Annotated in this window: 26 protein-coding genes; 12 read left to right on the plus strand and 14 right to left on the minus strand. The window is 71.2% G+C overall.

What is annotated here, in order from left to right; genetic code table 11:
• Nucleotides 1–60: 60 nt before the first annotated feature.
• Nucleotides 61–375 (plus strand): transposase, encoded by a 315-nt coding sequence (locus A3CE_RS0101045; protein ID WP_169523903.1) that lies wholly within the window; start codon nt 61–63, stop codon nt 373–375.
• Nucleotides 372–1,265 (plus strand): IS3 family transposase, encoded by an 894-nt coding sequence (locus tag A3CE_RS0101050; RefSeq protein WP_020638208.1) that lies wholly within the window; start codon nt 372–374, stop codon nt 1,263–1,265. The genes A3CE_RS0101045 and A3CE_RS0101050 overlap by 4 nt, the downstream gene beginning before the upstream one ends.
• Nucleotides 1,266–1,373: 108 nt before the next feature.
• Here the strand turns inward: A3CE_RS0101050 and A3CE_RS0101055 are convergent, their stop codons facing one another.
• The 3 genes from A3CE_RS0101055 to A3CE_RS0101065 form a co-directional block, all read right to left on the minus strand.
• Nucleotides 1,374–2,135, minus strand: a complete 762-nt coding sequence (locus A3CE_RS0101055; RefSeq protein WP_211231797.1) for an AfsR/SARP family transcriptional regulator — start codon at nt 2,133–2,135, stop codon at nt 1,374–1,376.
• A 115-nt stretch (nt 2,136–2,250) separates the two neighbouring features.
• The gene (locus A3CE_RS0101060; protein ID WP_020638210.1) at nt 2,251–2,880 is read right to left on the minus strand and encodes an alpha/beta hydrolase; all 630 of its coding nucleotides are present in this window, start codon (nt 2,878–2,880) and stop codon (nt 2,251–2,253) included.
• Nucleotides 2,881–2,889: 9 nt separating this feature from the next.
• The gene (locus tag A3CE_RS0101065) at nt 2,890–3,843 is read right to left on the minus strand and encodes a VOC family protein (RefSeq protein ID WP_026468037.1); all 954 of its coding nucleotides are present in this window, start codon (nt 3,841–3,843) and stop codon (nt 2,890–2,892) included.
• Nucleotides 3,844–4,005: 162 nt separating this feature from the next.
• Here A3CE_RS0101065 and A3CE_RS53190 point away from each other — a divergent pair, with 162 nt between their 5' ends.
• Nucleotides 4,006–4,983 (plus strand): helix-turn-helix domain-containing protein, encoded by a 978-nt coding sequence (locus A3CE_RS53190; RefSeq protein ID WP_051183733.1) that lies wholly within the window; start codon nt 4,006–4,008, stop codon nt 4,981–4,983.
• Nucleotides 4,984–5,147: 164 nt separating this feature from the next.
• On the opposite strand, the gene A3CE_RS0101080 is transcribed toward A3CE_RS53190, so the two are convergent.
• From A3CE_RS0101080 to A3CE_RS0101100, 5 genes are all read right to left on the minus strand, one after another.
• Nucleotides 5,148–6,128, minus strand: a complete 981-nt coding sequence (locus A3CE_RS0101080) for a trypsin-like serine peptidase (protein WP_020638213.1) — start codon at nt 6,126–6,128, stop codon at nt 5,148–5,150.
• Nucleotides 6,129–6,765: 637 nt separating this feature from the next.
• A complete protein-coding gene (locus A3CE_RS53195; RefSeq protein WP_051183734.1) occupies nt 6,766–7,596 on the minus strand; it encodes an FkbM family methyltransferase in 831 nt (276 codons plus the stop codon).
• A 153-nt stretch (nt 7,597–7,749) separates the two neighbouring features.
• Nucleotides 7,750–8,025, minus strand: coding sequence for a hypothetical protein (locus tag A3CE_RS0101090; protein WP_020638214.1), 276 nt, complete (start codon nt 8,023–8,025; stop codon nt 7,750–7,752).
• Entirely contained in the window at nt 8,015–8,605 is a 591-nt protein-coding gene (locus tag A3CE_RS49770) for a Clp protease N-terminal domain-containing protein (protein ID WP_020638215.1), read from the minus strand. Before A3CE_RS49770 ends, A3CE_RS0101090 begins: the two co-directional genes overlap by 11 nt.
• Nucleotides 8,602–8,826: a helix-turn-helix domain-containing protein gene (locus A3CE_RS0101100; RefSeq protein ID WP_020638216.1), complete on the minus strand. Its 225-nt coding sequence runs from the start codon at nt 8,824–8,826 to the stop codon at nt 8,602–8,604. The genes A3CE_RS49770 and A3CE_RS0101100 overlap by 4 nt, the downstream gene beginning before the upstream one ends.
• Nucleotides 8,827–8,915: 89 nt before the next feature.
• Here A3CE_RS0101100 and A3CE_RS0101105 point away from each other — a divergent pair, with 89 nt between their 5' ends.
• Nucleotides 8,916–9,389, plus strand: a complete 474-nt coding sequence (locus tag A3CE_RS0101105) for a GNAT family N-acetyltransferase (protein ID WP_020638217.1) — start codon at nt 8,916–8,918, stop codon at nt 9,387–9,389.
• Here the strand turns inward: A3CE_RS0101105 and bglX are convergent.
• From bglX to A3CE_RS0101125, 4 genes are all read right to left on the minus strand, one after another.
• Nucleotides 9,382–11,646 carry a beta-glucosidase BglX gene (gene bglX, locus A3CE_RS0101110; protein WP_020638218.1) on the minus strand — a complete coding sequence of 755 codons (2,265 nt, stop codon included), beginning with the start codon at nt 11,644–11,646 and terminating at the stop codon, nt 9,382–9,384. The two genes, A3CE_RS0101105 and bglX, sit on opposite strands and share 8 nt — an antisense overlap.
• A 92-nt stretch (nt 11,647–11,738) precedes the next feature.
• A complete protein-coding gene (locus A3CE_RS0101115; protein WP_020638219.1) occupies nt 11,739–13,235 on the minus strand; it encodes a right-handed parallel beta-helix repeat-containing protein in 1,497 nt (498 codons plus the stop codon).
• Nucleotides 13,236–13,478: 243 nt separating this feature from the next.
• Nucleotides 13,479–13,982 carry a hypothetical protein gene (locus A3CE_RS0101120; protein ID WP_020638220.1) on the minus strand — a complete coding sequence of 168 codons (504 nt, stop codon included), beginning with the start codon at nt 13,980–13,982 and terminating at the stop codon, nt 13,479–13,481.
• Nucleotides 13,983–13,997: 15 nt separating this feature from the next.
• Nucleotides 13,998–15,431: an amidohydrolase family protein gene (locus A3CE_RS0101125; RefSeq protein ID WP_020638221.1), complete on the minus strand. Its 1,434-nt coding sequence runs from the start codon at nt 15,429–15,431 to the stop codon at nt 13,998–14,000.
• A 145-nt stretch (nt 15,432–15,576) separates the two neighbouring features.
• On the opposite strand from A3CE_RS0101125, the gene A3CE_RS0101130 reads away from it, so the two are divergent.
• The 5 genes from A3CE_RS0101130 (at nt 15,577) to A3CE_RS0101150 (ending at nt 20,243) form a co-directional block, all read left to right on the plus strand.
• A complete protein-coding gene (locus A3CE_RS0101130; RefSeq protein WP_020638222.1) occupies nt 15,577–16,386 on the plus strand; it encodes an IclR family transcriptional regulator domain-containing protein in 810 nt (269 codons plus the stop codon).
• Between the two features lie 74 nt (nt 16,387–16,460).
• Entirely contained in the window at nt 16,461–17,618 is a 1,158-nt protein-coding gene (locus A3CE_RS0101135) for a CaiB/BaiF CoA transferase family protein (protein ID WP_020638223.1), read from the plus strand.
• Nucleotides 17,615–18,406 carry a citryl-CoA lyase gene (locus A3CE_RS0101140; protein WP_020638224.1) on the plus strand — a complete coding sequence of 264 codons (792 nt, stop codon included), beginning with the start codon at nt 17,615–17,617 and terminating at the stop codon, nt 18,404–18,406. Before A3CE_RS0101135 ends, A3CE_RS0101140 begins: the two co-directional genes overlap by 4 nt.
• An 11-nt stretch (nt 18,407–18,417) precedes the next feature.
• Nucleotides 18,418–19,278 (plus strand): dioxygenase family protein, encoded by an 861-nt coding sequence (locus A3CE_RS0101145; RefSeq protein ID WP_020638225.1) that lies wholly within the window; start codon nt 18,418–18,420, stop codon nt 19,276–19,278.
• 5 nt (nt 19,279–19,283) lie between these two features.
• Nucleotides 19,284–20,243, plus strand: coding sequence for a quinone oxidoreductase family protein (locus A3CE_RS0101150; protein ID WP_020638226.1), 960 nt, complete (start codon nt 19,284–19,286; stop codon nt 20,241–20,243).
• Here the strand turns inward: A3CE_RS0101150 and A3CE_RS0101155 are convergent, their stop codons facing one another.
• Complete coding sequence (locus A3CE_RS0101155; protein ID WP_020638227.1) at nt 20,244–20,777, minus strand: carboxymuconolactone decarboxylase family protein; 534 nt, start codon at nt 20,775–20,777, stop codon at nt 20,244–20,246.
• Nucleotides 20,778–21,051: 274 nt separating this feature from the next.
• Between A3CE_RS0101155 and A3CE_RS0101160 the strand changes: the two genes are divergently transcribed.
• The 3 genes from A3CE_RS0101160 to A3CE_RS0101170 are packed head-to-tail and all read left to right on the plus strand — an operon-like array spanning nt 21,052 to nt 24,984.
• Nucleotides 21,052–23,634, plus strand: coding sequence for an FtsX-like permease family protein (locus A3CE_RS0101160; protein ID WP_020638228.1), 2,583 nt, complete (start codon nt 21,052–21,054; stop codon nt 23,632–23,634).
• Entirely contained in the window at nt 23,627–24,319 is a 693-nt protein-coding gene (locus A3CE_RS0101165; RefSeq protein ID WP_020638229.1) for an ABC transporter ATP-binding protein, read from the plus strand. Before A3CE_RS0101160 ends, A3CE_RS0101165 begins: the two co-directional genes overlap by 8 nt.
• Nucleotides 24,316–24,984: an ABC transporter ATP-binding protein gene (locus A3CE_RS0101170; RefSeq protein WP_020638230.1), complete on the plus strand. Its 669-nt coding sequence runs from the start codon at nt 24,316–24,318 to the stop codon at nt 24,982–24,984. The genes A3CE_RS0101165 and A3CE_RS0101170 overlap by 4 nt, the downstream gene beginning before the upstream one ends.
• Here the strand turns inward: A3CE_RS0101170 and A3CE_RS0101175 are convergent.
• Nucleotides 24,965–26,161, minus strand: a complete 1,197-nt coding sequence (locus tag A3CE_RS0101175; RefSeq protein WP_026468039.1) for an FAD-dependent monooxygenase — start codon at nt 26,159–26,161, stop codon at nt 24,965–24,967. The two genes, A3CE_RS0101170 and A3CE_RS0101175, sit on opposite strands and share 20 nt — an antisense overlap.
• Nucleotides 26,162–26,275 lie beyond the last annotated feature (114 nt).

A 26,275-nucleotide genomic window follows, 5' to 3' on the forward strand; every position in this document is an offset into this window, starting at 1 on the left:
CGGACACCTCTCATCAGGGACGCAAGCCCCTGAGAACGGATGTCCCTCATCATGGAACCCGTGGCCAAGAAGAAACCCCGCGCCCGTCAACGACCCCGGCGGGTGTTCACACCTGAGTTCAAAGCGCAGATCGTTGAGCTGGTGCAGCGCGGCGAGCGAACCGTCCCGGAGGTGGTCCGGGACTTCGAGCTGACCGACTCAGTGGTCCGCAAGTGGATCGTCCAGGCCGAACGCGACGCCGGGACCCGCACCGACGGGCTGACCAGCGACGACAAGACCGAACTCGCCGCCCTCCGGAAAGAGAACACACGGCTGCGGGAAGACGTGGAAATCCTCAAACGAGCGACAGCTTTCTTCGCGAAGGAGACCCGGTGAACGTTTACCCGTTCATCGAGGCGGAGAACGCCAGCGGCAAGGGCACTGTCAAGCGTGCCTGCGCGCTGCTCAAGGTCTCCCGTGCCGCCTACTACACCCACCGCGCAGGCCCGTCCGCCCGCGAACTGACCGACACCGCCCTGACCGACCACATCGCGCAAGTGCACGAGGAGTCCCGCGGCACCTACGGTTCACCGCGGGTGCACGCCGAACTGCAGGCCCAAGGCCACCGCCATGCCCGCAAACGCGTCGCCCGGCTGATGCGCCAAGCAGGCCTGGCCGGACGGACACCGAAACGATGGCGCACCACCACCATCGCCGACCCCGCCGCCCCGGCCCGCCCGGACCTGATCACCCGCGACTTCACCTGCCACCCCGAGAACATCAACACGCGGTGGTGCGGCGACATCACCTACATCCCCACCTGGGAAGGCTGGCTCTACCTGGCCACCGTGATCGACCTCGCCTCCCGCAAGGTCATCGGCTGGGCCACCGCCGACCACCTGCGCACCGACCTCATCGACCAGGCCCTGCGTGATGCGCTCACCCAGCGCCGCCCCGCTCCCGGGGTGATCTTCCACTCCGACCGCGGCTGCCAGTACACCTCCGCCCAGTTCGCCCGCACCGCCACCGACGCCGGCGTCCGGCTCTCGGTCGGTCGCACAGGCCAGTGCTGGGACAACGCGGTGGCCGAGTCGTTCTTCGCGACCATCAAAACCGAACTGCTCGACCGGCAACCTTGGCCGACCAGAACCCGCGCTCACCAGGCGATCTTCAGCTACATCGAAGGCTGGTACAACACCCGCCGCCGGCACTCCAGCCTCGGCTACCTCAGCCCCAGCGCCTACGAAACAACCACTCACCCGGCTACCGAACCTCAGGTAGCCTGATCTCACTCATCGACCCTGTCTGCCCAAACGGGGCAAGCCCAGGTCTTCGGAGGTCCTGAATGAGTCATTCAAGACCTTGGGGCCGGGCTATCGGGCCGCGCGCGAGGGCTAACCGGCCAGCAGCCGGACGGCGAGCGCGGACTCCTCGAGGGCCGGGTCCTGGCGCAGGATCGCGATCTCGAGGTCACGCAGCCGCTGGTTGGGGTCGATGCCGAGGTTGTCGGCCAAGGCCGCGCGCAGCCTGCGGTAAACGCCGAGCGCGTCGGCCTGCCTGCCGGTGCGGTACAGCGCGAGCATCAACTGCGCGTGCACCTGCTCGTCGAGCGGGCGCGCGAGGGCCAGCCGCTCCAGTTCCGGTTCGAGCTGGGCGTGCTCGCCGAGGGTGAGCCTGGCTCGGATCAGGGCCAGCTGGGCCCGGGTGCGCAACCGCTCCAGGCTCGCGGCCTGTTCGTCCAGCCACGCCACACCGCCGACGTCGATCAGCGGGCGGTCCCGCCACAGGGCCAGCGCGGTGCGCAGCGTCGCGACGCTCTCCGCCGGGTCGGCACCGGATTCGCCTCGCGCGACCAGGCGCCGCGCCTCGGTCACGTCCGTCGTGCCGGGACCGAGCAGGTAGCCCGGTGGGCGGGCGACGATCGCGTTCCGGTCACCGAGGATGCGCCGCAGCGAGGACATGTGGCTTTGCAGGGTGTTCGCCGACACCCCGCCCGCATCGGCACCCCAAACGGCGTCGATGAGCCAGCCCGTCCCGACGATTCCTTCGCCGTGCAGCGCGAGCGCCGCCAGCACCGCTCTTCGCCGGAGCCCTGATATCGACACAGGCACACCGTCGACGACGGCATCGACGGGACCGAGCAGCCTGACACGCACGTGGCCTCCCCCTGAGTTCCGCGGAAATCCATCAGGGGGACGAGCCGGCCCCCAGCCTGCACGGTCCCATGAGCCGTCGACAATCCGTCGACAGTCCCGGTCGCCCGGGTGCGGGTCAGGAGCCGAGGCGGCCGATCACGCGGGCGGCCGCGGCGCAGGCCTCGTCGGTCACGACGTGCTCGTTCCCCGGTTCGATGGCCAGGTCGACCCGGGCTCCGGCGGCCTCGAAGAGACGGCCGGTTTCCGCGACCCGGTGGGCGGGGACCCACGGGTCGTCCTCGATGCTCCGCAGCAGCACCGGCACGCCGTCGAGCTCGGTGCCGGTCGGCGGCTTGATCGGGTCGGGGCCGATGAACCCGCCGGTGAACAGGACCGCGGCGCCGAGCGGGCGCGGCCGGGTGAGCAACAGGTGCGCCAGGAGGCAGGCGCCCTGCGAAAAGCCCAGCAGCACCAGGTCTCCGGCGGCCGTTCCGGCGTCGAGGAGCGTGTCGATGTGGGCCTCGATCGCCGCGAGCGCGTGGTCGAGGTGGGGCTGGTTCGCCTCCATCGGCTGGAGGAACGGCAGGGGGTACCAGCTGCCGCCGCCCGCTGCCGGCGCGACGAACCGCGCCGGCAGCGGGCCGAGCCGCTCGGTCAGCTCGCGCATGAACCCGGGCTCCTGCCCGCGGCCGTGCACGGCGAGCACCACGACGGACGCCTCGGCCGGCCCCCAGGTCAGGACCCGCTGCCCGAGATGGGGATTCACGCCGCTCCCTCAGCCGTCGATCGGCTCGAGCGCCGCGAGCAGTTCTTCCCGGCGGTCTTCGAACTGCTCGGGGAGCTGGAACCGCTGTCCCAGCTCGTGCGGTGATTCGTCGCAGTCCCAGCCGCCGTCGGCGTGGGTGACCGCCAGTTCGAACAGGGCACCGGCCGGGGACCGGACGTAGACGCTCTTGAAGTACTTGCGGTCCTTCAGTTCCGAGATGTCGGTGTAGCCGCGGCCCTCGACCTCGAACTTCAGCTCGTCCTGGTTCTGCAGGGTGTCGGCGTTCCAGGCGAAGTGGTGGTGGGTACCGGCCCCGTAGTGCCAGGTCCCCTGCTCGTCGCGGCGGTTGACCGTGATCTCGAGGTGGTTGCCGTGTGCCTGCTTCCCGAGCTGCACGGCGATCCGGTCACCCTCTTCGGCGAGCCCGTCCTGGGCGTAGAAGGTGTCGTTGGCGAACTCCACGGTGCGGTCGGGCGTCGTCACGTGCACCCCGAGACCGTGCAGGCCGTGGATCGCGTACTCCGGCGGAACCCCGTGGCCGGCGTGCCCGACGCGGTCGTCGCCTTCGTTGGCCACGAGCATGTACTCGATGCCGCACGGGTGCTCGAACGCCAGCCGCCGCCGGTCGAAGACCTCCAGGTCACGCACCTCGACGTCGTGCTCGGTCAGCCGTCGGTGCCAGTGGTCGAGGCTCCCCTCGGGGACGGAGAGCAGCACCTCGCGGCTTTGGTTGGTGCCGCGCTTGCCGTGCAGCCCGGCCTGCGCCCAGGGGAAGGTCGTGACGACGCTCGACGGGTCGCCGTTCGCGTTCGCGTAGTACAGGTGGTAGATCGGCACCGAACCGTCGAACAGGACGGTGCGCTTGATGAACCTCATGCCCAGCACCTTGACGTGGAAGTCGACGTCTTCCTGCGCCCCGCCGACGGACAGCGTGATGTGATGGGAACCTTCGATGTAGGCCATTGCGGGCGTCTCCTCGTCGAGCTGCGACCACTTCCGGCCCCACGCTACGAACGGCGGGCCACCGCGGGCATCGGCGGAACGTGCACGACGATGTCGCCGATGTGCACAGCCGGGACCACGGCGTACCCTGACCGAGTTGCCCACGTGCCCCCAGGAGCGACCATGGCCGGTTCGTCGATCCTGATCCCCACCGGGAACGCGGTACCGCGCACCGCCGTCAAAGTCGGCCCCGGCGTCTGGGAACAGCAGGTCAACGCCGGTGTGGCGCTCCAGTTCAGCTTCGAGTTCGACAACCCGAGGACCTTCGCCGGCTCGATCACCCACCGGTCGATGGGCGAGCTCGGCATGTTCGGCGTGGCCTGCCGCCGGCACACCGTCCACCGCCGTCCCGACGACCTGACGGACGGCGGCGACGCCTACTTCCTCCTGACCCTGCAACTCGCCGGAACCAAGCAGCTCACCCAGGCCGGCCGGTCCGCGACCATCCGCGCCGGCGAGTTCGCGCTCTACGATTCGGAACGGCCGCTGACCCTCGACGTCGGCGACGGCTACCGGTCGGTGAACGTGCGGTTCCGCAAGGCGGCGCTCGGCGCCCACGACGCGGAGGCCTTCTCCCAGCTGACGGCCCGCACCTTCTCCACCGAGCAGGGCATCGCGCCCGTGGTCTGGTCGACGATCCTCACCCTGGGCTCGCTGGCCCCGGCGCACCAGTCCACCGGAATCCTGCTGGCGGGCAACGTGATCGACATGACGGCGACCATGCTGCGGGCCGAGGCCGGCCTCACCGGCCCGGCCGGCTGCGACGACCGGAGCCGGCGCCGGCAGGCCGTGCAGGCCTACATCGACGAACGACTGTCCGATCCGGACCTGCGCGTCGAGACCATCGCGGCAGCCTGCTTCGTTTCCGTGCGCCACCTCCACGCGCTGTTCCGCGACAGTGGCCACACGGTGGCCGGGTGGATCCGGCACCGCCGGGTGGAAGCCTGCAAACGCGACCTCGCGAACCCGGCCGCCCGCAGCGTCCCGGTCGCCGCGATCGGCGCCCGCTGGGGCTTCGGCGACCCGTCCCACTTCGGGCAGGTCTTCAAGAACACCGCCGGCGTCACCCCGGCGGAATTCCGCCGCCAGGCACTCGCCTGACCGGTATCCGTCACCCGTCGAGCACCTGGCTGAAGCACCACACGCACGGGTCACCGGACAGCGGCGCGGTCAACGCGGAGCCGAGTACCAGGAACACGAGGGGCCACCCCGCGGCGTCCGGAATGGACAGCCGTCGCGGTGGCCCCTCGCCTTGCCGATGTTCGTTAGAAGCCGGCCGCCTGGGCAGCGTTCAGCACCGGGATCCACGTGTTCGACGCGGCGCGCGCGTAGAACGAGTTGGTGGACCGGTCGCTACCGGAGGTGACCGCGAGCAGCTGGTTGCTGGCGTTGATCACCGGGCCGCCGCTGTGGCCGCCGAACGCGACGCAGTTGTTGGTGAACAGGTAGGTGTCACCGTTGAAGCCGCCCGCGTCCCGGCCGTTGCCGATGCAGTGCAGCTGGTTCTGGCCGCCGTACATCTCCTGCGGGTAGCCGTGGGTGTCCCAGCCGTTGATCGTGCCGGAGTTGTTCGACACCCAGCCGAGGCCGCCGACCACGTTGGTGATCTTGTTCGCGCCCTGGGCGGAGATCGCCACGGACGCGACGTCGTCTTCGTGGGTGAAGCCGTCGTTGCCGTGGTTGAAGTACGTCGTCGGGATCCAGAACGTCGCGGCGTTCCAGGTGCCCAGCGGGCGGCTGTTGTTGTCGTACGACGGGATGAAGATGAAGTTCGAGCTCCAGATCGACTGGCCGGCGCCGCCCTGGAACACGCAGTGCGCCGCGGTGGCGACCACGCTCTTGCCGGTGGAGTTGATCACCGAGCCGGAACAGACGTACGTCAGGCCGTCGCGGGGATTGACGAAGAAGACCTTCCCGGTCACCCGCGCCTTGAAGTCCGAGGTGTACGGCCGAGCCACCTGCGCGTTGCCGAACTGGTCACCGCCCGGCGTCAGCACCGGGTTGGCCGCCTGCGGCTGGGCCGCCACCTTGGGGACGTCCTGGGCGACGGGTCTGGCGCTGCGCAGCCGCTCCGGCGTCCAGAACTTCTCCGACTGGCTCTGGGTGAGCTTGTCGACCTGCGGGGACTGCACGACACCGTCCGGTGTCGCCGCGGCCGCGACCGGTGCAGACGCGACCAGCGCGCCGCCGGCCACCAAACCGGCCACTGCCAGGAAAGTCTTCAGCCGCAATGCGCGGATTCCCATATGTTCTCCTCCCAATGAATGCACGACAAGGCGATCGGAAAAGGATCTTGACTGCCGACGCGGCCGCCAGCACGGAAATGGGCATGGCTCACCCGTGTAACGGCTTCGAATGTGACCATGCAAATGCGTTACTTCGGCAACCGCGTCGTCTGTCGAGACAACCGGCCGATCCGTTCGGCCGACTTCCGATCTCCCCGTGATCGGTAGATCCAACCCCTTTGAGGTGGCGCCGTACCGGGCGCCGCGGCACAGTGTTCCAATTTCCGGAAGTGATGTCAACAGAAGTTCGATGACCGGGAAGACCATGATTCTTTTTGCCGCCGGAGCACGGGAAAGAACGAGAAATTTTCAACTGGGGATTCGGCCGATGAGTCTAAGCGTGCAACACGACCGGACCACCGCGAGGCGCACGCGGTTATCAGGGTCGCCGGGACACTGTCAATCGCCCTGGAGGGCACGGTTGGGGCGAATGTTCACGGTCGAGAACGTCACACTTCGCCGCCCCTTCGGCGAAGCCCGATCGGCCGTTTGCGTTGCACGCCACCTGTTACCGCCGGCGCACGGGGATCGGGGCGCGGCGAGAAATCCACCCTTTCGGCCCTGAGCGATGCCGAACAATCGCTGACGCCGTCGTCGCTCAAATCCTTCCGAACGCCAATGTGCACGGCCGGAGCGGAACTTCGTCGGGCGTCAACCCCCGGAGGGTCACCGGTGGCCCGGAAGGGCCGAACCAGACGGCCTCGCCGTACCAGCCGAACAGGTCGTCCGCCATGGCCTGCCACCGTTCGCGCTCGGCGGCGGTCGCCATCGAGGTCCGGTTCACCTCGAGGGTCAGCAGCGGTCGCCGATCCCGGAGCACGGCTGACGCACCGCGGACGAATTCCGGTTCGAAGCTCTCGATATCGACCTTCACGACGTCGGGCGCGCCGTGCTCGGCCGCATAGCGGTCCCCCGTCGTGACAGCCACCTCGAAGCTGCCGCCGCCGTCGCGCACGAGGTGCGAGCCGCCGGCACCCGAGGCCAGGACGGCCATGGACCTGCGCCCGGCCTCGTCCGCCAGTGCGGCCTCGACCGGTTCAGCGTTGTCGATGCCGTTCAGGCCGATGTTCGCGCGCAGCCGCGCCATGGTGGCCGGGATCGGCTCGAAGGCCACCACCCGGCGAGCTCGCTTGGCCAGCAGGACGGTGTAGATCCCGACGTTGGCGCCGACGTCCCACACCACGTCGCCGGGCTTGATCCGCGGCAGCAGCCAGTCCAGTTCCCGCTCCTCGAACCCGCCGGCCCGCACGAACGGGTAGAGAGTCAGATCGCGGCCGATCACGAACCGGCTGCCGCGGAACTCCACAGGCCGGTCCCAGGAGCGCCTGAACCTGATGCGGTTCAGCGTCGCGTACGCACCGCCGACAAACCTGCTCTCCGCCAGCGGCGTCCGGACGACGAAATTCCGCAAGCTCCGTTCGATTCCCATGTCGATCTCTCCCCTCCCGACAATCCGGCCAAGCCCTCCCGGCCGAAGCTATTACAGCGGCGCGAGGGGCGAAAGCCGACCGGTAACGGTGTGTAGGGATTCTGCGGGAACAGCCTGCAGGCGCCGGAAACGGTCAAGCTGGTGACCGGGTGATCAGCCGGCGTCGCGCCGCCGGTGGTGGAGTGCGAGTGTGGCGGCCAGGACGACCACGGGCGCCGCCACCGACGTCACGCACACCGCGATCAGGGGCAGGCCCGGGTGGGGCCGGTCGGTGCTGCCCGGCGGGAGGTCGGGTGGCCGGAAGCGCAGGCCGGTCGTCATGTGGTGCCAGACGAAGATCTCGCGGTAGAGGGTGTACCAGCTGAACAGCCACACGGCCACGGCGATCCGGCGCAGCCACCGGGCCCGCCGGCCGGCCTCAGCCCGCACGGCGGGCTCGCCGCAGGATGGCGGTGCGCAGGGCTTCCGCCGGGACACCGGTGGTGTGCACGATCCGGGGCACCAGCCCGCCGTCCGCGGTGACGACCGCGACGGCGAGCGCCGTCGCGTCGACCGCGGTACTGCCCGCGCGCTTCGCCTCGTGCACGGCTGCGTCCAGGCAGCGCTGGGCGCGGCCGGTGACGGGCAGGTGCCTGCCGGGGCGGCGGGGACGGCGGCGGTGGTACCAGCGTCGGCGTGGACTGAGCCGCGCCGGGCGCAGGGCCTCCGGGCCGAATGTAGCCTCGACCGTCTGACGCACGATCTGCAGGTCGATTCCGAGGGTGGCCAGCGCGTCGCCGTCGAGGCTGTCGAAGAGGGTGGCGGTGCCGCTCAGCAGCCGCCGGGTCTGCGCGGTCACGTGCGCGGGGGTGAGGCCGTGCTCCCGCAGCACCGCGCCGGCCGGGTCCGGGGACTCGGCGACGGCGAACAGCAGGTGCTCGCAGCCGATTCCGCGGTGGCCGAGCGCGTGGGCCTGCTGCTGGGCGCGCCCGACGATCCGGCGGGCGCCGTCGTCGAACGCCCGGTTCACGATCGGCTCCTGTTCCGGCGGCCGTGCTTGCGGTGGACGGTCTGCTTGGTGACGCCGAGCCGGGCCGCGATGTCCTGCCAGCTCCAGCCCAGCGCCCGGGCCCGGTCGACCTGCAGGGTTTCCAGTTCTTCGGTGAGGATCCGCAGGGACGCCACGGCGCGCAGCCCGATGTCCGGGTCGCTGTTGGCGGGTCCGGCAGCGAGGTCGAGTGTCTTCTCCATGTCGTCAGCATAAGCTGACGTACTCACTGCGTCAACATAAGCTGACGCGGAAGTTGGGGCGGCGACCGGGTTTCCCCGAAGATGACCTCATGACGACCACCTCCGGCACCACGACCGTTCGACGGACCGGCGAGCACGACGCGGCGCGGATCGCCGCGCTGCGCCGTGCCTGGGTCGAGGAGGAGTCCGGCCACCTCGTCGACGACGACGGCTTCGAGGACCGCTTCGCGGAGTGGTACGCGGAGGAAGCCGCGCGCCGCGTGATCTTCCTGGCCGAGCTCGGCCAGGAACCGGTCGGGATGGTCAACCTCGTCACCTTCACCCGGATGCCGAAACCGGGACGCGCGCCTTCGCTCTGGTACTACCTGGGCAACGCCTTCGTCCTCGCCGGCCACCGCGATCGGGGCATCGGCACCGCCCTGCTCGAGACGGCGATCGGCTACGCCCGCGAGCGGGGCGCGGTGCGGATCGTGCTGGCCCCGAGCGAGCGCTCGAGGCCGTTCTACCGGCGGGCGGGCTTCGGGCCGGCGACGATGCTCCTGGTGAAGGAGCCGGTCAGGTGACGGTGAAGCTCGCGGTCAGGGTGGCCGCCGAGCTGGTGCCGACGTAGACCTCGATCTTGCCCGGCTCGACGCGGAACTTCGCGGCGTTGTCGTAGAAGCCGACGTCTTCGGGGGTGAGGGTGAACGACACCGTCTTCGACGCGCCCGCGGCCAGGGTGACCCGCTGGAAGCCGCGGAGCCGCCGAACAGGCTGCACGATGCTCGCGACCGGGTCCCGCAGGTACAACTGGACGACCTCGTCGCCCGCACGGGCACCGGTGTTGGTCACCCGGGCGCTCACCTCGATCCGGCCGCCGCGCGCCGGCATCCGCGTGGCCGACAGACGCAGGCCGTCGACGCGGAAGGTCGTGTACGACAGGCCGTGGCCGAACTCGTAGAGCGGGCCGGACTCCAGGTCGAGGTACTTCGACGTGTACTTGTTGGCCGGGTCGGCGGGGCGGCCGGTGTTCTCGTGGTTGTAGTAGATCGGGATCTGGCCGACCGCGCGCGGGAAGCTGACGGGCAGCTTGCCGCTCGGGTTCACCACGCCGAACAGGACGTCGGCGATCGCATGACCGCCCTGCACCCCCGGCGCCCACGCCTCGAGGATGGCGGGGGCGTTGTCGTGCAGGTACGGGATCGTCAGCGGCCTGCCGTTGACCAGGACCACCACGAACGGCTTCCCGGTGTCCTTGATCGCGGCCACCAGCTGCTGCTGCACGCCGGGCAGGTCGATGTTGCTGCGCGCGGCCGCTTCGCCGCTCATGGCGGCGGTTTCGCCGACCACGACGACGGTCACGTCGGCCGCGCGGGCCGCCTGCTGCGCGGCGGCGAACCCGCTGGTGTCGGCCCCCTCGACGGCGCAGCCCGCGGTGAACGTCACGGTGGCGCCGGGCGCCGCGGCCTTGATCCCGTCGACCACGGTCACCGGCGGGGTCGTCCACGCGCCGGTGCCGAGGCCCGCCCAGGTGCCGTTGAGGTCGTAGGTCGCCGCGCCGAGCGGCCCGACGACGGCCACCGAGCGGACCGACTTCGCCAGCGGCAGCACCGGCCCGTCGTTCTTGAGCAGCACCATGCACCGCCCAGCGGCCTGCCGTGACGCGGGGAGCGCGGCCGGAGAAGGCGCTTTCACCTCGCCGGACTCGTCGACGTACGGGCGCTCGAACAGGCCGAGCTTGAATTTGACCAGCAGGATCCGGCGGACGGCGTCGTCGATCTGGTCGCGGGTGATCCGGCGTTCGGCCAGCAGCTGCTTGCCGTACCGCACGTAGTTGGTGCTGACCATTTCCATGTCGACGCCGGCCGGCAGGGCGGCGGCCGCGGCGTCGGCGCCGTCTCCGGCGAGGCCGTGCAGGATCAGCTCCTCGATGCCGGTGTAGTCGCTGACGACGAACCCGCGGAACCCGTAGGCGCCCTTGAGCACGTCGTGCAGGACGTAACCGTTGCCGTGAGCGGGGACGCCGCTGATCGTGTTGAAGCTCGCCATCACCGTCGCCACGCCGGCCTCGACGGACGCCTTGAACGGCGGCAGGTAGAGGTTGTGCAGCCGCTGCAGCGAAACGTCGACGGTGTTGTAGTCCCGGCCGCCTTCCGCTCCTCCGTAGGCGACGAAGTGCTTGGCGCAGGCGGCGAGCCGGTCCGGAGACGAGTAGTCGTCACCCTGGTAGCCGCGGACCTTCGCCACGGCCATTTTGCTCGCCAGGTACGGATCCTCGCCGTAGCCCTCGGCGATGCGGCCCCAGCGCGGCTCGTGGGTGACATCCATCATCGGGGCGTAGGTCCAGTGGATCCCGCTGCGCCGGGCTTCCTTCGCGGCGACCGTCGCGTCGGCGGCCGCGACACCGGGGTCGAAGCTCGCGCCCTGGGCCAGCGGGATCGGGAAGTTCGTGGTGTACCCGTGGATCACGTCGAGGCCGAAGATCAGCGGGATGCGCAACCGCGTCTGCTCGACCGCGATCTTCTGCAGCGCGTTGAGCTTCGCCGCTCCCACCACCGAAAAGACGCCGCCGAGCTGTCCGGTCGCGAGGGACGTCCGCGCGAGGTCTTCGGTACCGACGAGCTGGAGCTGGCCGAGCTTCTCCTCGAGGGTCATCTTCCCGAGCAGCGCCTCGACCCGGCCGTCGCGGTCCGGCCGGGTGGCCGGATCCGCCGCGGCGGCCGGGGCGAGCACTGAGGCGACTCCCCCGGCGGCGAAGAGGCCGCCGACCCCGGCGAGCAGGCTGCGGCGGTTCACCCCGTCGGCGGTTGCCGCGGCTTCGTGGCTCTCGGGCTGTTCCATGGCGGGGACCTTTCGCGAGAGAACGAGACCAGACAGGATAAGCCCCGCCGGACCCTGCCTGTCAGCTCGCGTTTCCGGTCACCGTTCTCCCGTCAGCAGCGCGGCATCACGTCGTCGAAGGACGCGCAGTTGTCCTGGTCCCACGGCGTCGACTGCCACTGATCGGCGGTCAGTGTCCGTGAGGTGTCCCCCGCGACGAACTTCCACGGCCCGTAGTAGGAGTTGCTGAACCAGTAGTTGTCCTGGTCGTGGGTGATGGCGTCCTGGACGACTGTCGCCTTGTAGGGCGACCAGGTCGGATACGTTCCGTAGTTGGACAGCAGAGCCATCTTGCCGCACATCCCGTTCGTGCAGCCGACGTGGACCGGGTCGAAGCGGAACGTGTTGTCGTGCACCTCGACCAGCTGGGTCTTCCAGCGGCAGTCGTCGTACAGCGGCTCGTCCTCGATCCCCGGCGCGGAGCACCGGGTCCGGTCGGTGACGAGCTTGGTGCACGTGTTGATCGACGTGTTGGCCGGGCTGTTGCAGAACCGGTCGGCGTTCTCCCAGGCGGTGATGCCGGACCAGTTGTCCTCGAAGGTGTTGTCGTAGATGTCGATCAGGTGGGTCCGGGCGGGCACCCGCGGCTCGCCGCCCGACTCCGACAGGTACACGCTGGCCACCGGGAAGTTGTCGCCCTTGTCGGACCGGCGCTTGCCGGCCACCAGGCTGTTGCGCCGCAGGACGTTGTCGCGGAAGACCAGGTTGTAGCTGATTTCGTAGAACAGCGCCTCGGCGTCGTTGTCCTCGATGAGGTTGTTCTCGACCAGGAAGTCGTTGTTGTCGGTGTCGGCCCAGAGCCCGGCGCCGTGGTTGTGGTGGATCCAGTTGCCGCGGACATCGGCCTTGTCGACGACCCAGAACTTGATTCCGCCACTGCACCCGCACCCGGGGTTGCGCGTTTCCCAGTCATCGGTGTTGTTGCCCGAGATTTCGTTGCCTTCGATGATCAATGCGGTGATGGTGCTGTCCGAACGGTAGGCGTTCATGCCGTATTGCCCGTTGTTCCGCAGGCAGGTGTGCCGCACTTCCTGCCGGGCACCGGCCATCAGCCCGGCGCCCGAGTTGTTCTGCACGGTGGTGTTTTCGATGATCCAATGCGCGCCGGAATCGTGGTTGACGACGCCCTGGTCCTGCGGGGCGACGAAGTTCTGGATCGTCAGCCCGCGGATCACGACGTCCTTCGCCTGCTGGGTGAAGGCCGCCCGGTTGACGCCCTGCCCGTCGAGCACCGCGCCGGGCGCGCCGAGGTAGACGTCGCCGTCCTTGGGGATGACCTGCCCGAACGGGTCCACGGCCAGCGTGTGCTTCCCCGGCGGCAGCCAGAACGTCGTCCCCGGCGGCGACTCCTGCGACTTGCGGTAGAGGTCGCCGGGCACCGCGGCGTCGACGGTGACGGCGCCCGCGGGAGCCGTCACGTTCAGCGCCGGCTGGTGATCGCACACCGGCCCGGGTGTCACGGCGGCCGCGGCCGCCGTGACACCCGGGCCGGGCACCACGACCAGCGCGGCCAGCAGGACAATGGCCAGGATCGAATTCATGCGCGACATGCCGTGAAACCTACGCAGTTCATCGCGAAACGGCTTGGGCCGAACGAGTCGTTTAAGTAACTTTTCGGGTATACCAACTCACCAAATATTCAGTGATTACTCCACGACCGTGAAACCCGTGGGAGCAATTGATCGAATACACCGTTATCGTGGCGCGACGTCGGTATTCGACCGGAATTCTCGCCGTTCGGCGGATATCGATCGGCTGACCAGCGGCCGGCACGCACCAGGGCCGACGCTCGCTCAGCGCGCGGATTCGGCGCCGAGCAGGGCCAGGACGGCGGCGGACTTGGCCTGGTCGAGGAACCGCAGGCCCATGAAGTGGTCGCCGGGGGTGAAGCCCGGCAGCGCCCAGACCTCTTCGTACGGCAGCTCGACACGCCGGTAGCGCCGCAGGCTGTAGACGTTGCTGAACAGGCACTTCCCCGGGTCTGGGTGCCACAACCGGCGGGCGAACGCCGGGTTGCGGAACCGGTGCCCCACCTCCGCGGTGGCCTGGACGTGCTTGCGGCCGGTGAAGAGCACGACGTCGCCGGTGGTGACGGTGTCCATCCGGCGGTCGTACTTGTCCTTGGCGCCCCAGAACCGGGCCCGCCCGCCCGGGTGCAGGGCGTCGAGGCGGGCGAGGTCGGCGGGGTCGAGGAGGTCGGCGAAGTCGCGGAACGGCACGGTCCGCTCGAGGGACTCCGATCCGTACCGGCGTGCGTCCGGGGTGCCGTAGGCGGGCTGGATGAAGACTCCGACCACAGCCGGAACGGTAGCTCAGCCGCCGTGGGTGCTGTCGCTCTGGTAGTCGGTGTAGGTGTAGGGGTTGTCGAGGATCTTCGTCTCCGGGACGTCCGGGTTCATCCCCTGGCGCCACGCCTCCTCGCCGAGCTGCGCGCGCAGGTGCTCCACCGTCTCCTCGACGCGCCGCCGGACGGCGGGCAGGTCGACGCCCACCAGCCGGCCGTCGCGCTTCACGATCCGGCCGTTGACCAGCACGGTGTGAACGTCGCCGCGCTGGGCCTGGAACGCCACGTGGCCGTAGGGGTTCAACAGCGGGAACGACGCCGGTGAGTCGTCGTTCTTCAGCAGCACCACGTCGGCCTTCTTGCCGACCTCGAGGCTGCCGAGGTCGGCGCGGCCCAGCGCCTGCGCGCCGCCGCGGGTGGCCCACTCGACGACCTGCTCGGCCCGCAGCGCGGCGTGGGTGACCGTTTCGCCCTTGGCGTGCGCCTCCAGGTGCTCCCGGGACCGGTCGGCACCCAGCGTCGCGCGCATCGCCGAGAACAGGTCGCCGCTCCACCACACCGACGTGTCCATCGACAGCGACACCGGGATGCCGTACCTCCGCAGGGCCCAGGTGGGCGGGTAGCCCTGGCCGGCGCTCTGCTCGCTCTCGGTCGAGACCGACACCGAGCCGCCCGTCGCGGCGATCCGGTGGTAGGAGTCCGCCGACAGCGACGCGCTGTGGACGTAGATCGTCTCCGGCGTCATGAACCCGTGGTCGTGCATCAGGCGGATGCCGGCGTCGCCGGTGGCGCCCCAGACGCCCGCGTGCGTGGTCACCGGCACGCCGAGCTCCCGGGCCACTTCGAACGCCGGTTTCTCGGGGAACGCCGGGTCGCCGGTGACGTCGAAGGCGAGCTGGAAGCCGAGCAGGTCGTCGCCGGTGACGCGGCGGGAGACGAAGTCGCGGAACTCCGGTGTCCCGGTCCAGGTCGCCGGCGAGTCCTGGATGTTGCCGTAGGCCAGGACGAACCGGCCGGGCACGGCCTGCAGCGCGTCGGCCGCGGCGTCGGCGTGCTGGGTGGTCTGCAGGCCGTGTGACCAGTCGACGGTCGTGGTGACCCCGGCTTCGAGGGCCTCGAGCGCGCCGAGCAGGTTGCCGGCGTAGATGTCCTCGGGCCGGAACACCTTGCCCCACTCGAGGTAGTACCAGACGAAGTACTGGGTGAGCGTCCAGTCGGCGCCGTAGCCGCGCATGGCGGTCTGCCACAGGTGGCGGTGGGTGTCGATCATCCCGGGCAGGACGATCCCGCCGGTGGCGTCGATCTCGGTCGTGCCCGGCGGCGCCTCCAGCGCCGGGCCGATCGCGGTGATCCGGCCGCCTTCGACGAGGACGTCTTCCCCGACGAGGACGCGGCGGGCGTCGTCGAGGGTCAGCACCGTGCCGCCCCGCAGGACGACCGGACCGTCGGTGGGCTGCGTCATCGCTGCCTCCACTTGCGTACACTCGTCCGTCCTGCGGACACTTCAGGGGCGCAGTCACCATTGCCCAGTGCCGCGCCGGTGTCAATGCCCGCCGCCTCCCCGCCGCTACGCTGCCGGGCAGGCCCACTGCACGAGGAGGTCGCGCATGCCACGCGAGGGAACGGGTCCCGACTTCATCGAAGCGCTGGCGCGCGGGCTCGAGGTGATCACGGCGTTCCGGCCGCACCGGCCGGAGATGACGCTGGCCGAGGTGGCCGGCGCCGCCGGGCTGGCCCGCCCGACCGCCCGCCGGATCCTGCTCACCCTGGAGGAGCTCGGCTACGTCCGCACCGACGGCCGTGGCTACGCCCTGACCCCGCGCGTGCTCGACCTCGGCGTCGCCTACGTGCGTTCGATGGGCCTGTGGGACGTCGCCCGGCCGCACCTGGAACGCCTGGTCGCCCGCACCGGCGAGTCGTGTTCGATCGCCCAGCTCGACGGCTCGGACATCGTCTACGTCGCCCGCGTGGCGGTGCCGAAGATCGTGGGGCTCACCGTGCAGATCGGCACCCGGTTCCCGGCCCTGCCGACGTCGCTGGGGAAGGTGCAGCTCGCGGCCCTGCCGCCGGACGAGCTGGACGCGGTACTGGCGCAGCCGACGCGCTCGGGACTGGTGCCGCGCTGGCAGCCGGACCGGGCCGAGCGCGACGCCGAGCTGCGCGAGGTCCGGGCCCGCGGCTGGGCGCTGACCGACGAGCAGCTCGCGCTGGGCATCCGGTCGGTCGCCGCGCCGCTGCGCGACGGGTCCGGCCGGGTGCTCGCCGGCGTCAACGTCAACTGCCACGCCGCGGAAACGCCGGTCGACCGGCTGCTGGAACACCACCTGCCGTTGCTGCTGCAGACCGCCGGGGAGATCAGCGCCGACTTCGCCCGGCTGGACGACGTCCCGCACGTGACCGTGCCCGCGGTGTCTTGACCCGGCCTGCCCGCCAGAGCAGACTGCTTTCGCGGACACTCGTCCGCTGAACGGACAGAAGGCGAGGAACTCGGGTGACCACCACCGCAACGGGCCCGCTCTCGGGACTGCTGGTCGCCGACTTCTCCCGGGTGCTCGCCGGCCCGTACGCCACGATGCTGCTGGCCGACATGGGCGCCGACGTCGTCAAGGTCGAAGGGCCCCAGGGCGACGAGACCCGCACGTGGATGCCGCCGGTGCGCGGCGATGTCTCGACCTACTACCTCGGCGTCAACCGGGGGAAGCGGTCGATCGCCCTCGACCTGCGGGAGGAGGCGGACGCCGCGGTCGCCCGCGAGCTGGCCGCCCGCGCGGACGTGGTGATCGAGAACTTCAAGCCCGGCGGCCTGGCCAAGTACGGCCTCGACTACGCGGCGGTCAGCACGGCCAACCCCGGCGCCGTCTACGCCTCGATCAGCGGGTTCGGCTCGGGTGAAGGACGGCACGTGCCCGGCTACGACCTCATGGTGCAGGCGATCTCGGGCCTGATGAGCCTGACCGGCGACCCGGACGGCCCGCCGTACCGGGCCGGGATCTCGGTGTTCGACGTGATGGCGGGCAACCACGCGGTGATCGGGATCCTCGCCGCGCTGCGCCACCGCGACGCGACCGGCGAAGGGCAGCACGTCGAGGTCAACCTGCTGTCCTCGGCGCTGACCGGGCTGGTGAACCACAGCTCGGCCTACGCCGCCGGCGGCGTGGTGCCGTACCGGATGGGCAACGCCCACCCGAGCGTCTTCCCCTACGAGCCGTTGCCGACCGCCGACAACGACCTGATCGTCGCCGCGGCCAACGACGGGCAGTTCCGCCGGCTGTGCGAGGTCCTCGACCTACCGGACGTCCCGGACGACCCGCGGTTCGCGCGCAACGCCGACCGCACGAAGAACCGCGAAGAGCTCCGGCCGCTGCTGGTCGAGCGGCTCGCGAAACGCGGCGCGGTGGACTGGTTCGACGCGCTGACGGAGGTCGGTGTCCCCTGTGGACCGATCAACACGATCGACGGCGGCTTCGCGATGGCCGAACGCTTCGGGCTCGACCCGGTCGTCGAGGTCGGCGACGGTGACCGCGCCGTCCCCACCACCCGCCACCCGATCCGGTTCTCCGCCACTCCCGCCGCCTACCGGCTGCCGCCGCCCGACCTCGACGAGCACGGCGCCGAGCTGCGCGCGTGGCTGAGGAGAGGCAGCGAATGACTGACCCGGTCTACGAAACCGCGCTCGGCGCGTCCACAAAGGACAAAATCACGCTGCTCGGCCGGGACCTCGCCGAGGACGTGATGGGCACGGTCGGGTTCGGCGAGCTGGCCTTCTGGCTGGCGACGCAGCGCCGTCCGTCCAAAGGGGAAACGCGGGTCTTCGAGGCGGTGCTGGCCGCGCTGGCCGACCACGGCTTCACCCCGACGGCGATCGTCACGCGGCTGACCTACCTGTCCGCGCCCGACTCCGTCCAGGGTGCCCTGGCCGCCGGCCTGCTGGGTGGCGGGTCGCGGTTCCTCGGGGTCACCGAGGACTGCGGGCGGTTCCTGCACGCCGTCCTCGCCGAAGCCGAGCTGCCCTCGGACGAGCGGGGCTGGGACGCGCTCGCGCTCGAAACCGTCGAAAAGCGCCGCGCGGAGCGGAAGTTCGTCCCGGGGCTCGGGCACCACGTGCACAAGGACGGCGACCCGCGCACCCCGCGGCTGTTCGCGATCGCCGACGAGGAAGGCCTGCGCGGCCCGCACCTGGAGCTGTTCGCCGCGATCGGCCGGGTGCACCCCCGGGTGCTCGGCAAGACGCTGCCGCTCAACGGCGCCGGCGTCTGCGGGGCCGCGCTCGCCGACCTGGGGCTGCCGCTGGAGCTGCTGCGCGGGTTCGCGTTGCTGGCCAGGACCGCTGGGTTGATCGGCCAGCTCGCCGAGGAGCTGCGGCACCCGGTCGCGAACGACATCTTCCTGTCGGTCGACCTGAACAACCGGTCGGTCGCCCCGGATCCGGAAGCGTGAGAGGAACGCCGATGCAGCTCGTCACCGAGGACAACATCACCGAGCTCGCCGCGGAGCGCTGGGCGAGCGCGCACGACCCGCGGACGGCGGAGGTCATGGCCGCGCTCGTGCGGCACCTGCACGCCTTCGCGCGTGAAGTGCGGCTGAGCGAGCCCGAGTGGATGGCCGCGATGCGGTGGCTCACCGAAACCGGCCGGATCAGCAACGAGAAGCGCGAGGAGTTCATCCTCGCCTCCGACGTGCTCGGCCTGAGCATGCTGGTGGTCCAGATGAACCACGCCTTCGACGCCAAGGCGACCCCGGCCACCGTGCTCGGCCCGTTCCACATCGAAGGCTCGCCGGAGAAGGACTTCGGCGGCGACATGTCCGACGGCCTGCCCGGCACGCCGCTCTACGTCACCGGCTCGGTCCGCGGCCTGGACGGCGCCCCGGTCGCCGGCGCGATCCTCGACGTCTGGCAGGCCGACGAAGACGGCGCGTACGAGTCGCAGATCGCGGACATCGACGAAGCCCGGCTGCGCGCGAAGTACGCTACGCGTCCCGACGGGTCCTACTGCCTGCGCACCATCGCGCCCAAGGGCTACTCGATCCCGATGGACGGCCCGGTCGGCGAGCTCATCGGCGGCACGGACATCAGCCACTTCCGGCCCGCCCACGTGCACTTCCTGGTCAACGCCGCCGGCTACGAGCCGCTGATCACGCACCTGTTCCAGGAAGGCGCGCAGTACCTCGACAGCGACGTCGTGTTCGGCACCAAGCAGGAACTGGTCGTCGCCTTCGAGCCCCGCGATCCCGGGCCGACCCCGGACGGCGGCCAGTCCGCGGAGCCGTGGCTGGAAGCGCGGTACGACTTCGTCCTCCAGCCCGTCTGACCGCCGTGCGTGCCGCTGAGATCCGGGTCGCCGGGCAGCCGCCGGTGGTGGCCGGCCGGCCCGATCCCGAGCCGGGTCCCGGCGAAGTCGCCGTGAGCGTCACGGCGGCGCCGATCACCCCGCTCGACCTGCTCTGCGCGTCCGGCGCGTCCTACTTCGGCGTTCCCTCGACGCCGTACGTGCCGGGGGTGCAGGGCGTCGGCGTCCTGACGCGGCCGACACCGACGCACCTGGCCGGGACACCGGTCTGGTTCGCCACGACCGCGGGCATGCGTCCCGGGGACGGCAGCATGGCCGACCGCGCCGTGGTCGCCCCCGAGGATCTGGTCGTCCTGCCGCCCGGGGCCGACCACACGCTCGTCGCGGCACTCGGGCTGTCGGCGGTCGCGGCCTGGATGTGCCTGACGGCCACGGGCCGGCTCGCGCCGGGCGAGACCGTGCTGGTGCTCGGGGCCGGTGGTGTGGTCGGGCAGGCGGCACTGCAGCTGGCGCGGGTGGCGGGCGCCGGGCACGTCGTGGCGTGCGCGCGCTCGGACGCCGCGCTGGAGCGGGCCCTGCGGCTCGGCGCGGACCGCGTCGTCCGGCTCGAGGAGGGCGACGACGCGGGCTCGCTGGCGCGGCGGCTCGGCGAGGCCGCCGGGCCGGTGGACCTGGTCATCGACCCGGTGTGCGGGATCCCCGCCGCGGCGGCGCTGCGCACCCTGCGCCAGGGTGGCCGGCTGGTCAACCTCGGCAGCGCCGCCGGCGACGAGTTCGCCGTGCCTTCGGCCGTGCTGCGCAGCCGGTCGCTGCGCGTCCTCGGCTACACGAACAACGAACTGACCGCCGACGAGCGCGGCGAAGCCCTCCTCACGGTGGTGGCCCACGCGATGGCGGGCCACCTCACCGTCCGCTACGAGCGCGCTCCGCTCGCGGACGCCGCCGACGCCTGGACACGGCCGGGCCGGATCGTGCTGGTGCCCTGATCAGCGGTCGTAGCCCTCGGCGGCGAGCACCTTCCCGATCTGGTCGTAGACCGCCGGGTCGTCCGGCGCCACGGTGGCGAGCCCGTCGACGTAGCGGTTGAACATGCAGAACGCCGCGGCGACCAGGACCGTGTCGTGCAGCTCGAGGTCCGTCGCCCCCTCGGCACGAGCCGCGTCGACCAGCTCGGGGGTGACGGCGCGGCCGGTCTCGCGGACGGCGAGGGCGATCCGCAGCAGAGCCTTGAGCTTGTCCGAGACGGGCGCGTCGTCGACCCCGGCGCAGGCGGCGTCGACCACCGCGCGGCCACCGTCGAGGGTCTCGGCCGCGGCGGCGGCGTGGCTGCCGTGGCAGAAGCGGCATTCGTTGCCGTTGGAGACAACTGCGGCGATCAGTTCGCGCTCGCCGACGGTCAGGCTGCTCGGGCCGCGAAGGAGGGTCTGGGCCAGATGGTTGAGCGGGACGGCGGTCTCGGGCCGGAAGGCCATCAGCGACCGGATCCCCGGCAGCTGCGGGTCGAGCGGAATGTGCGGCATCGGTTCCTCCTCGAGGGGCGGAGATCTTCCCCGCGCAGTCTTTCGGCCCGCGGCGGCCTGGCCAACCTCCGTGTTGCCCAACCGGGACGCCGCCGAAAGCCTCAGCCGAGACCGGCGAGAACGCTTTCACGATTGGATTAGACCAATCAAGGTGATCTTCGTGGGCGAACACCGCCGGTGACAACGATCGTGACAAAAACGTTCCCCGTCCTGGGGTCTGCCGGTAGCGTGCGCGTCCATGCGGGTGAAGTGGGGGAAGATTGGACAACCCAGAGTGACCAAGCCGTGGCGGGCGGCCCCGAGGGCCGCCCTTTCCAGTCCGCTCACGCTGATCGTGGCGGCTGTGACCTCGCTGCTGGCCTGTTTTCTCGGCGCGGCGGCGGTGCTGCAGGCGTCCGCGGCCGGCGGGGCGACGGTGACCTACCAGACCGGGACCACCTGTCCCGACAGCTACGGCCCGGTATTCGGCAAGGGCAACATGCCGGTCAAGGACATCCCCGCGCTCACCGGCGCGGTCCAGCGGCAGGCCGCCGCGCACGGCTTCGGCGCCCCCGTCGTCGGCCAGTTCACGAACGTCCTGTTCGGCACGAAGTTCGACGGCGGCCCGGGTTACAAGGTCCGGCTGGCCTCGCGCGACCAGGTCGGCCTGGACCACCTGACGCTGCAGCAGGGCACGCGCGCGCCCGGGTGGTGGCTGGGCGATGTGCTGGCCAATGGCGAGCACGTCGGGGTCGGCGCGCATCCGGCTGTCGAGGGCGTCGCGCTGGCGCCGGTCACCGGCGTCTACCGCGATCTGCTCGACCCGCCGCCGCGGTGGTGGTGCTCGCAGCAGTCCGGCGCCGTCATCGACCGGCTGGTCAACGACCCGATCGACTCGATCGTGTTCGCCACCGACCGGAAGACCTTCGACGACGCGATCAAGGCGATCGGCCTGCCCACCATGCAGTACTTCCACATCTCCTTCTACGAGCCGCCGCCGACCACTCTCAGCGGCGCCGAGGACCTGGTGCAGCGCTCGCGCGACCTCGTCGCCGACGTCCGCGCCGATCTGACCGCCCAGGGGCTCGGCTCGCTGGTCGCCGCCGACGTCCCGACGTTCGAGCGCTCGGCGCAGATCGCTCGCCAGGCCCGGGACAACGTGTTCGTCTCGATCCTGCCGCTGGCGCTGATCAGCGTCCTGGTCGGCTGCGCCGGCCTCGGCACGGTGGCCCTGCAGTGGTACCAGCGCCGGCACGCGCAGCTGCGGCTGCTCTCGGCCCGCGGCAGCGGGCCGGCGGCGCTGGGTGGGCTCGCCGTCGCCGAGCTGGGCCCGCCGATCCTGCTCGGCGGCGCCGCGGGCGCGGTCGCGGCGCGGGTGCTGCTCGGCGTCTACGGGCCACCCGGGGCGCCCGATCCGGCGGCCGTGCTGCGGGCGGGCGTCGTCGCGGCGGGGACGCTGGTGGTGTCGCTGACGTTGCTGGCGCTCGTCGTCGCCGTGCGGGTGCACCGGGAGTTCGAGCTGGGCCGGGTGCGCCGCCGCGGCAACCGGGTGCGGCTGCTGGCGTACTTCCCGTGGGAGCTCGCGACGGCCGGGATGGCGTGGCTGGGCTGGACCCGCTTGGCCGGCTACGGCACCGCGTCACGCCTCGGAAATCCATTACCGCAGGTCGATCCGCTGGCGCTGACCTATCCGGTGTTCGTGGTGCTGACCGTGGGCCTGCTGACCGCGCGGCTGGCGTGGCTCGCGCTGCACGCCTCGCACCGGGCCCGGTTCTGGTCTCGCCCGGCGCTGCAGCTGGCGATCCGGCGGCTGGCCGGTGCCCGGGCCCCGGTGACCGGGGTGCTCGTCATCGGCACCCTCGCCATCGGCACGCTGGCCACCGGGATCGGCATCGCCCACGGCCAGGAGGAGGCCCTCGACACGAAGTCGGCGATCTTCGTCGGCAGCAACGCCCGCCTCGACACCGACAGCCCGATCGGCATGGGTGACATCGCGATGCCCGCGTCGCTGGCCGGCACCAGCACCGTGGTCGGCGAGCTGACCGGCACCGGCGGCGTGGTGCTGGTGGTCGACCCCGCGACGTTCGCCCGCGCCGCCGCGGTGGACCGCGTTCCCGGCGACGACCTGGCCGAGCTGCTGCGGAAGATCTCGCAGCCGGACCCGCGCGGCACGCCGGTGATCCGCGTCGGGCACACGGCCAAGCAGACCGGCAAGCTGCCGGACGGGCTGCCCGACGCCGTCGTCGCCGGTGACCTGCCGGTGTTCCCGATGATCGGCACCTCCCCCGGCTACGTCATCTCGCGCGCGGTGCTCGGCCGGGCGCAGCTGAACGGGATCCCGAAGTGGAGCGTGCTGACGACGTCGCCGATGGCGGAGGCGACCGCCGCGCTGCGGGCCGCGGGAGTGTTCATCCCGAACCGGATCAGCCGCGAGTCCGCTTTGGACGGTCTGCCGTTCTTCGTGGTGTCGTGGACGTTCTCGTTCGTGGCGCTGCTGGGCGCGGTGCTCGGGGTGGTCGCGATCCTGGCCCTGCTGGTGGCGGTCGAGGTCCGGCGGCGGCAGAACGCGCTGGCCGGGGCGCTGGTGCTGCGGATGGGCATGCGGCCGCGGACGCTGCTGGCGAGTCACCTGATGGAGCTGGGTGCGCTGAGCGGGCTGGCCATCGTCGTCGGGGTGGTGTGCGGGGTTTCGGTGGCGGGCCTGTCGGTGCCCCGGTTCGACCCGGCGACGTTCCTCGCGCCGCGTTCGGAGCTGCCCGATCCGCTGCCGTTCGTGCTGACCGTGCTGGCCGTGGGTGTGCTGGTGGTGGCCCTGGCCGGCTGGATCGCGGTGCGCTCGGTGCGCACCGCCCGGACCGCGGAGCTGATCCGTGCCTGAGAAACCCATCTTTTCCCTGCGCGGCATCGGCGTCGACTACCAGACGCCGGCCGGCGTCGTCACCGGCGTCGACGACGTCAGCATCGACGTGCCCGCGCGCGGGATGACCGTGTTCGCGGGGCCGTCCGGGTCGGGGAAGTCGACGCTGCTGCGGGTGCTGGGGCTGTTCGAGCCGCCCGCGCGCGGCACGATGACGTTCCAGGGCGCCGACGTCCGCCGGCTCAAGTACCGGGAACGACGGGCGCTGCGGCGCCACCACCTGGGGCTGGTGTTCCAGAACCCGGCCGACAACCTGCTGGGCTACCTGAGCGTGGCGGACAACCTCCACGCCGCGGCCGAGGCGGCCGGGACCGAGTGCCGTCCGGACGACATCCTCGGGCAGCTGGGCCTGCACGGCACCGGCGGCTGGAAGATCGCCGCGCTCTCGGGCGGGCAGCAGCAGCGGCTGGCGTTCGGGTGCGTGCTGGCCGCGCGCTCGACGGTGGTCCTGGCCGACGAGCCGACGTCGCAGCTGGACGAGGCGTCGGCCGATCTGGTGCTGGACACCCTGCGGTACCTGGTGGACCAGGATTTCGCGGTGCTCGTCGCCTCGCACGACGAGCGCCTCATCGACCTCGGCGCGCGGGTGGCCCGGCTGCACAAGGGTTCGCTCGAAGGCGTCGAAGAACGGGAGCTGCCGGCATGACAATCGTGGAAGCCGTCGGGCTGCGCCGCAGTTTCGCCCATCCGAGCGGGGACATCGAGGTGCTGCGCGGGCTGGAACTGCGCGTCGGCGCCGGTGAGCTGGTGACGGTGTCGGGCCGGTCGGGGTCGGGCAAGAGCGCGTTGCTGGCGCTGCTGTGCGGGTTCGACTCCCCCGACTCCGGCTGTGTGCTGCTCGACGGCGTCCCGATCAGCGGCGCGCCGCCGTGGCACACCTGCGCGGTGCTGCCGCAGGCACTGGGGCTGGCCAACGAGCTGACGATCGCGGAGAACGTCGCCCTGCCGCTGCGGTTGCGCGCCGACGTCCCGCGCCCGGCACCGGCGGCGATCGCCGAGCGGGTCACCGGGCTGCTGGACGAGCTGGGCATCGGCGAGCTCGGCGACCGCTACCCCCTGGAGGTGTCGTTCGGGCAGCAGCAGCGGGTCGCGCTCGCCCGCGCGGTCGCCGGGCGGCCGCGGGTCCTGCTGACCGACGAGCCGACCGCGCACCTGGACGCCGGCTCGACGCCCCGGGTGCTGCGGTTGCTGCGCCGGTGTGCCGAGGAGGGGGCGGCGGTGATCGTCGCGACCCACGACGACGAGGTCCACCGCATCGCCGACCGCCGCGTCCGCCTGCTCGACGGGGTGCTTACGGCGCTGCTGGACTGACCGAAGCTCCGAAGTCCGGTACCCCGGCGTAGCCGGGCAGTTCGACGCCGTTGATCGCGCGTTCGATCAGCGGCATGAGCGCTGCCATGTCGGGTTCGGCGTCCGCGGCGGCGGCGTCGCGGCTCTGGACGTGCAGCCGGCCGATCTCCTGGTTGGCCTCGACGAACGGACGCATCAGCGTCTCGTAGCCGGCGAACCCGGCCTCGGGGTCCCACCCGGCGGCGGCGAGTTCGCCGGCCAGCAGGTAGGCGCCGACGAGGGCCAGCCCGGTGCCGCCACCGGACATCGGCGACGAGCTGAACGCCGCGTCGCCGATCAGCCCCACCCGTCCGGCCGACCAGCGGTCCATGACGACTTGGGCGACCTGGTCGAGGTAGAAGTCCGGGGTGTCGTCCAGGTGCGCGAGGATGCGCGGGGTCCACCAGCCCAGGCCGGCCATCCGCTCCCGCAGCAGGTTCTTCTGCGCCTCGATGTCGCGGTAGTCGACGTCGAAACCGGCCGCGGGGAAGGAGAGCATGGCCATCGCCCGGGTGGGGTCCTTGAGGGGCCGCAGGCCGGCGGAGCGTCCCTGGTCCTGGTAGTCGAGCATCCAGCGGTCGATCCCGAACTCGTTGGGCACGCTGTAGAAGGCCAGGACGAGCCCGAGGTGGCGGAGGAACCGCTCGCGCGGCCCGAAGACCATCCCGCGCAGCGCCGAGTGCAGCCCGTCGGCCCCGATCACCAGGTCGAAGCGCCGCCGGGCGCCGCTCGCGAGGGTCACGTCGACCCCGTCCGCGTCCTGGGTGAGTTCGGCGATCCGGTCGCCGAAGAGGTATTCGACCCCGTCACGGGTGTCGTCGTGGAGCACCTGGGAGAGGTCTCCGCGCAGGATCTCGATGTCCGCGATGTAGCCGTCGCCGCCGTGGTCGTCGGCGCGGAAGGTCTCCAGCACGTTCCCGTCGACGTCCACGGTGTGCGCGCCGGCGGTCTCGGTGCGGGCCGCGCGCACTGCCGCGTCCAGCCCCATCCGCTTGATGACTTCCTTGGCCACCCCGCGCGCGTCGACCGCCTGCCCACCGGGACGCAACCCGGGTGCCCGCTCGACCACGGTGACCTCGGCTCCCCGCCGCTGCAGCCAATGGGCCAGCGCGGGCCCCGCGATACTCGCTCCGGCCACCAAAACCCTGTTCCCGCTCATCGCGGCCCCCATCGCCGATCCCGGATGACGGTCCGGAGTGTAGCGGCCCGCCAACCGATCAGGAATCGAGAAGCGCTGGTCAGCGAGCCGGGAATAGCGTCAGTGAAGTCACGC

Source organism: Amycolatopsis balhimycina FH 1894 (assembly GCF_000384295.1).
Lineage (GTDB): Bacteria > Actinomycetota > Actinomycetes > Mycobacteriales > Pseudonocardiaceae > Amycolatopsis > Amycolatopsis balhimycina.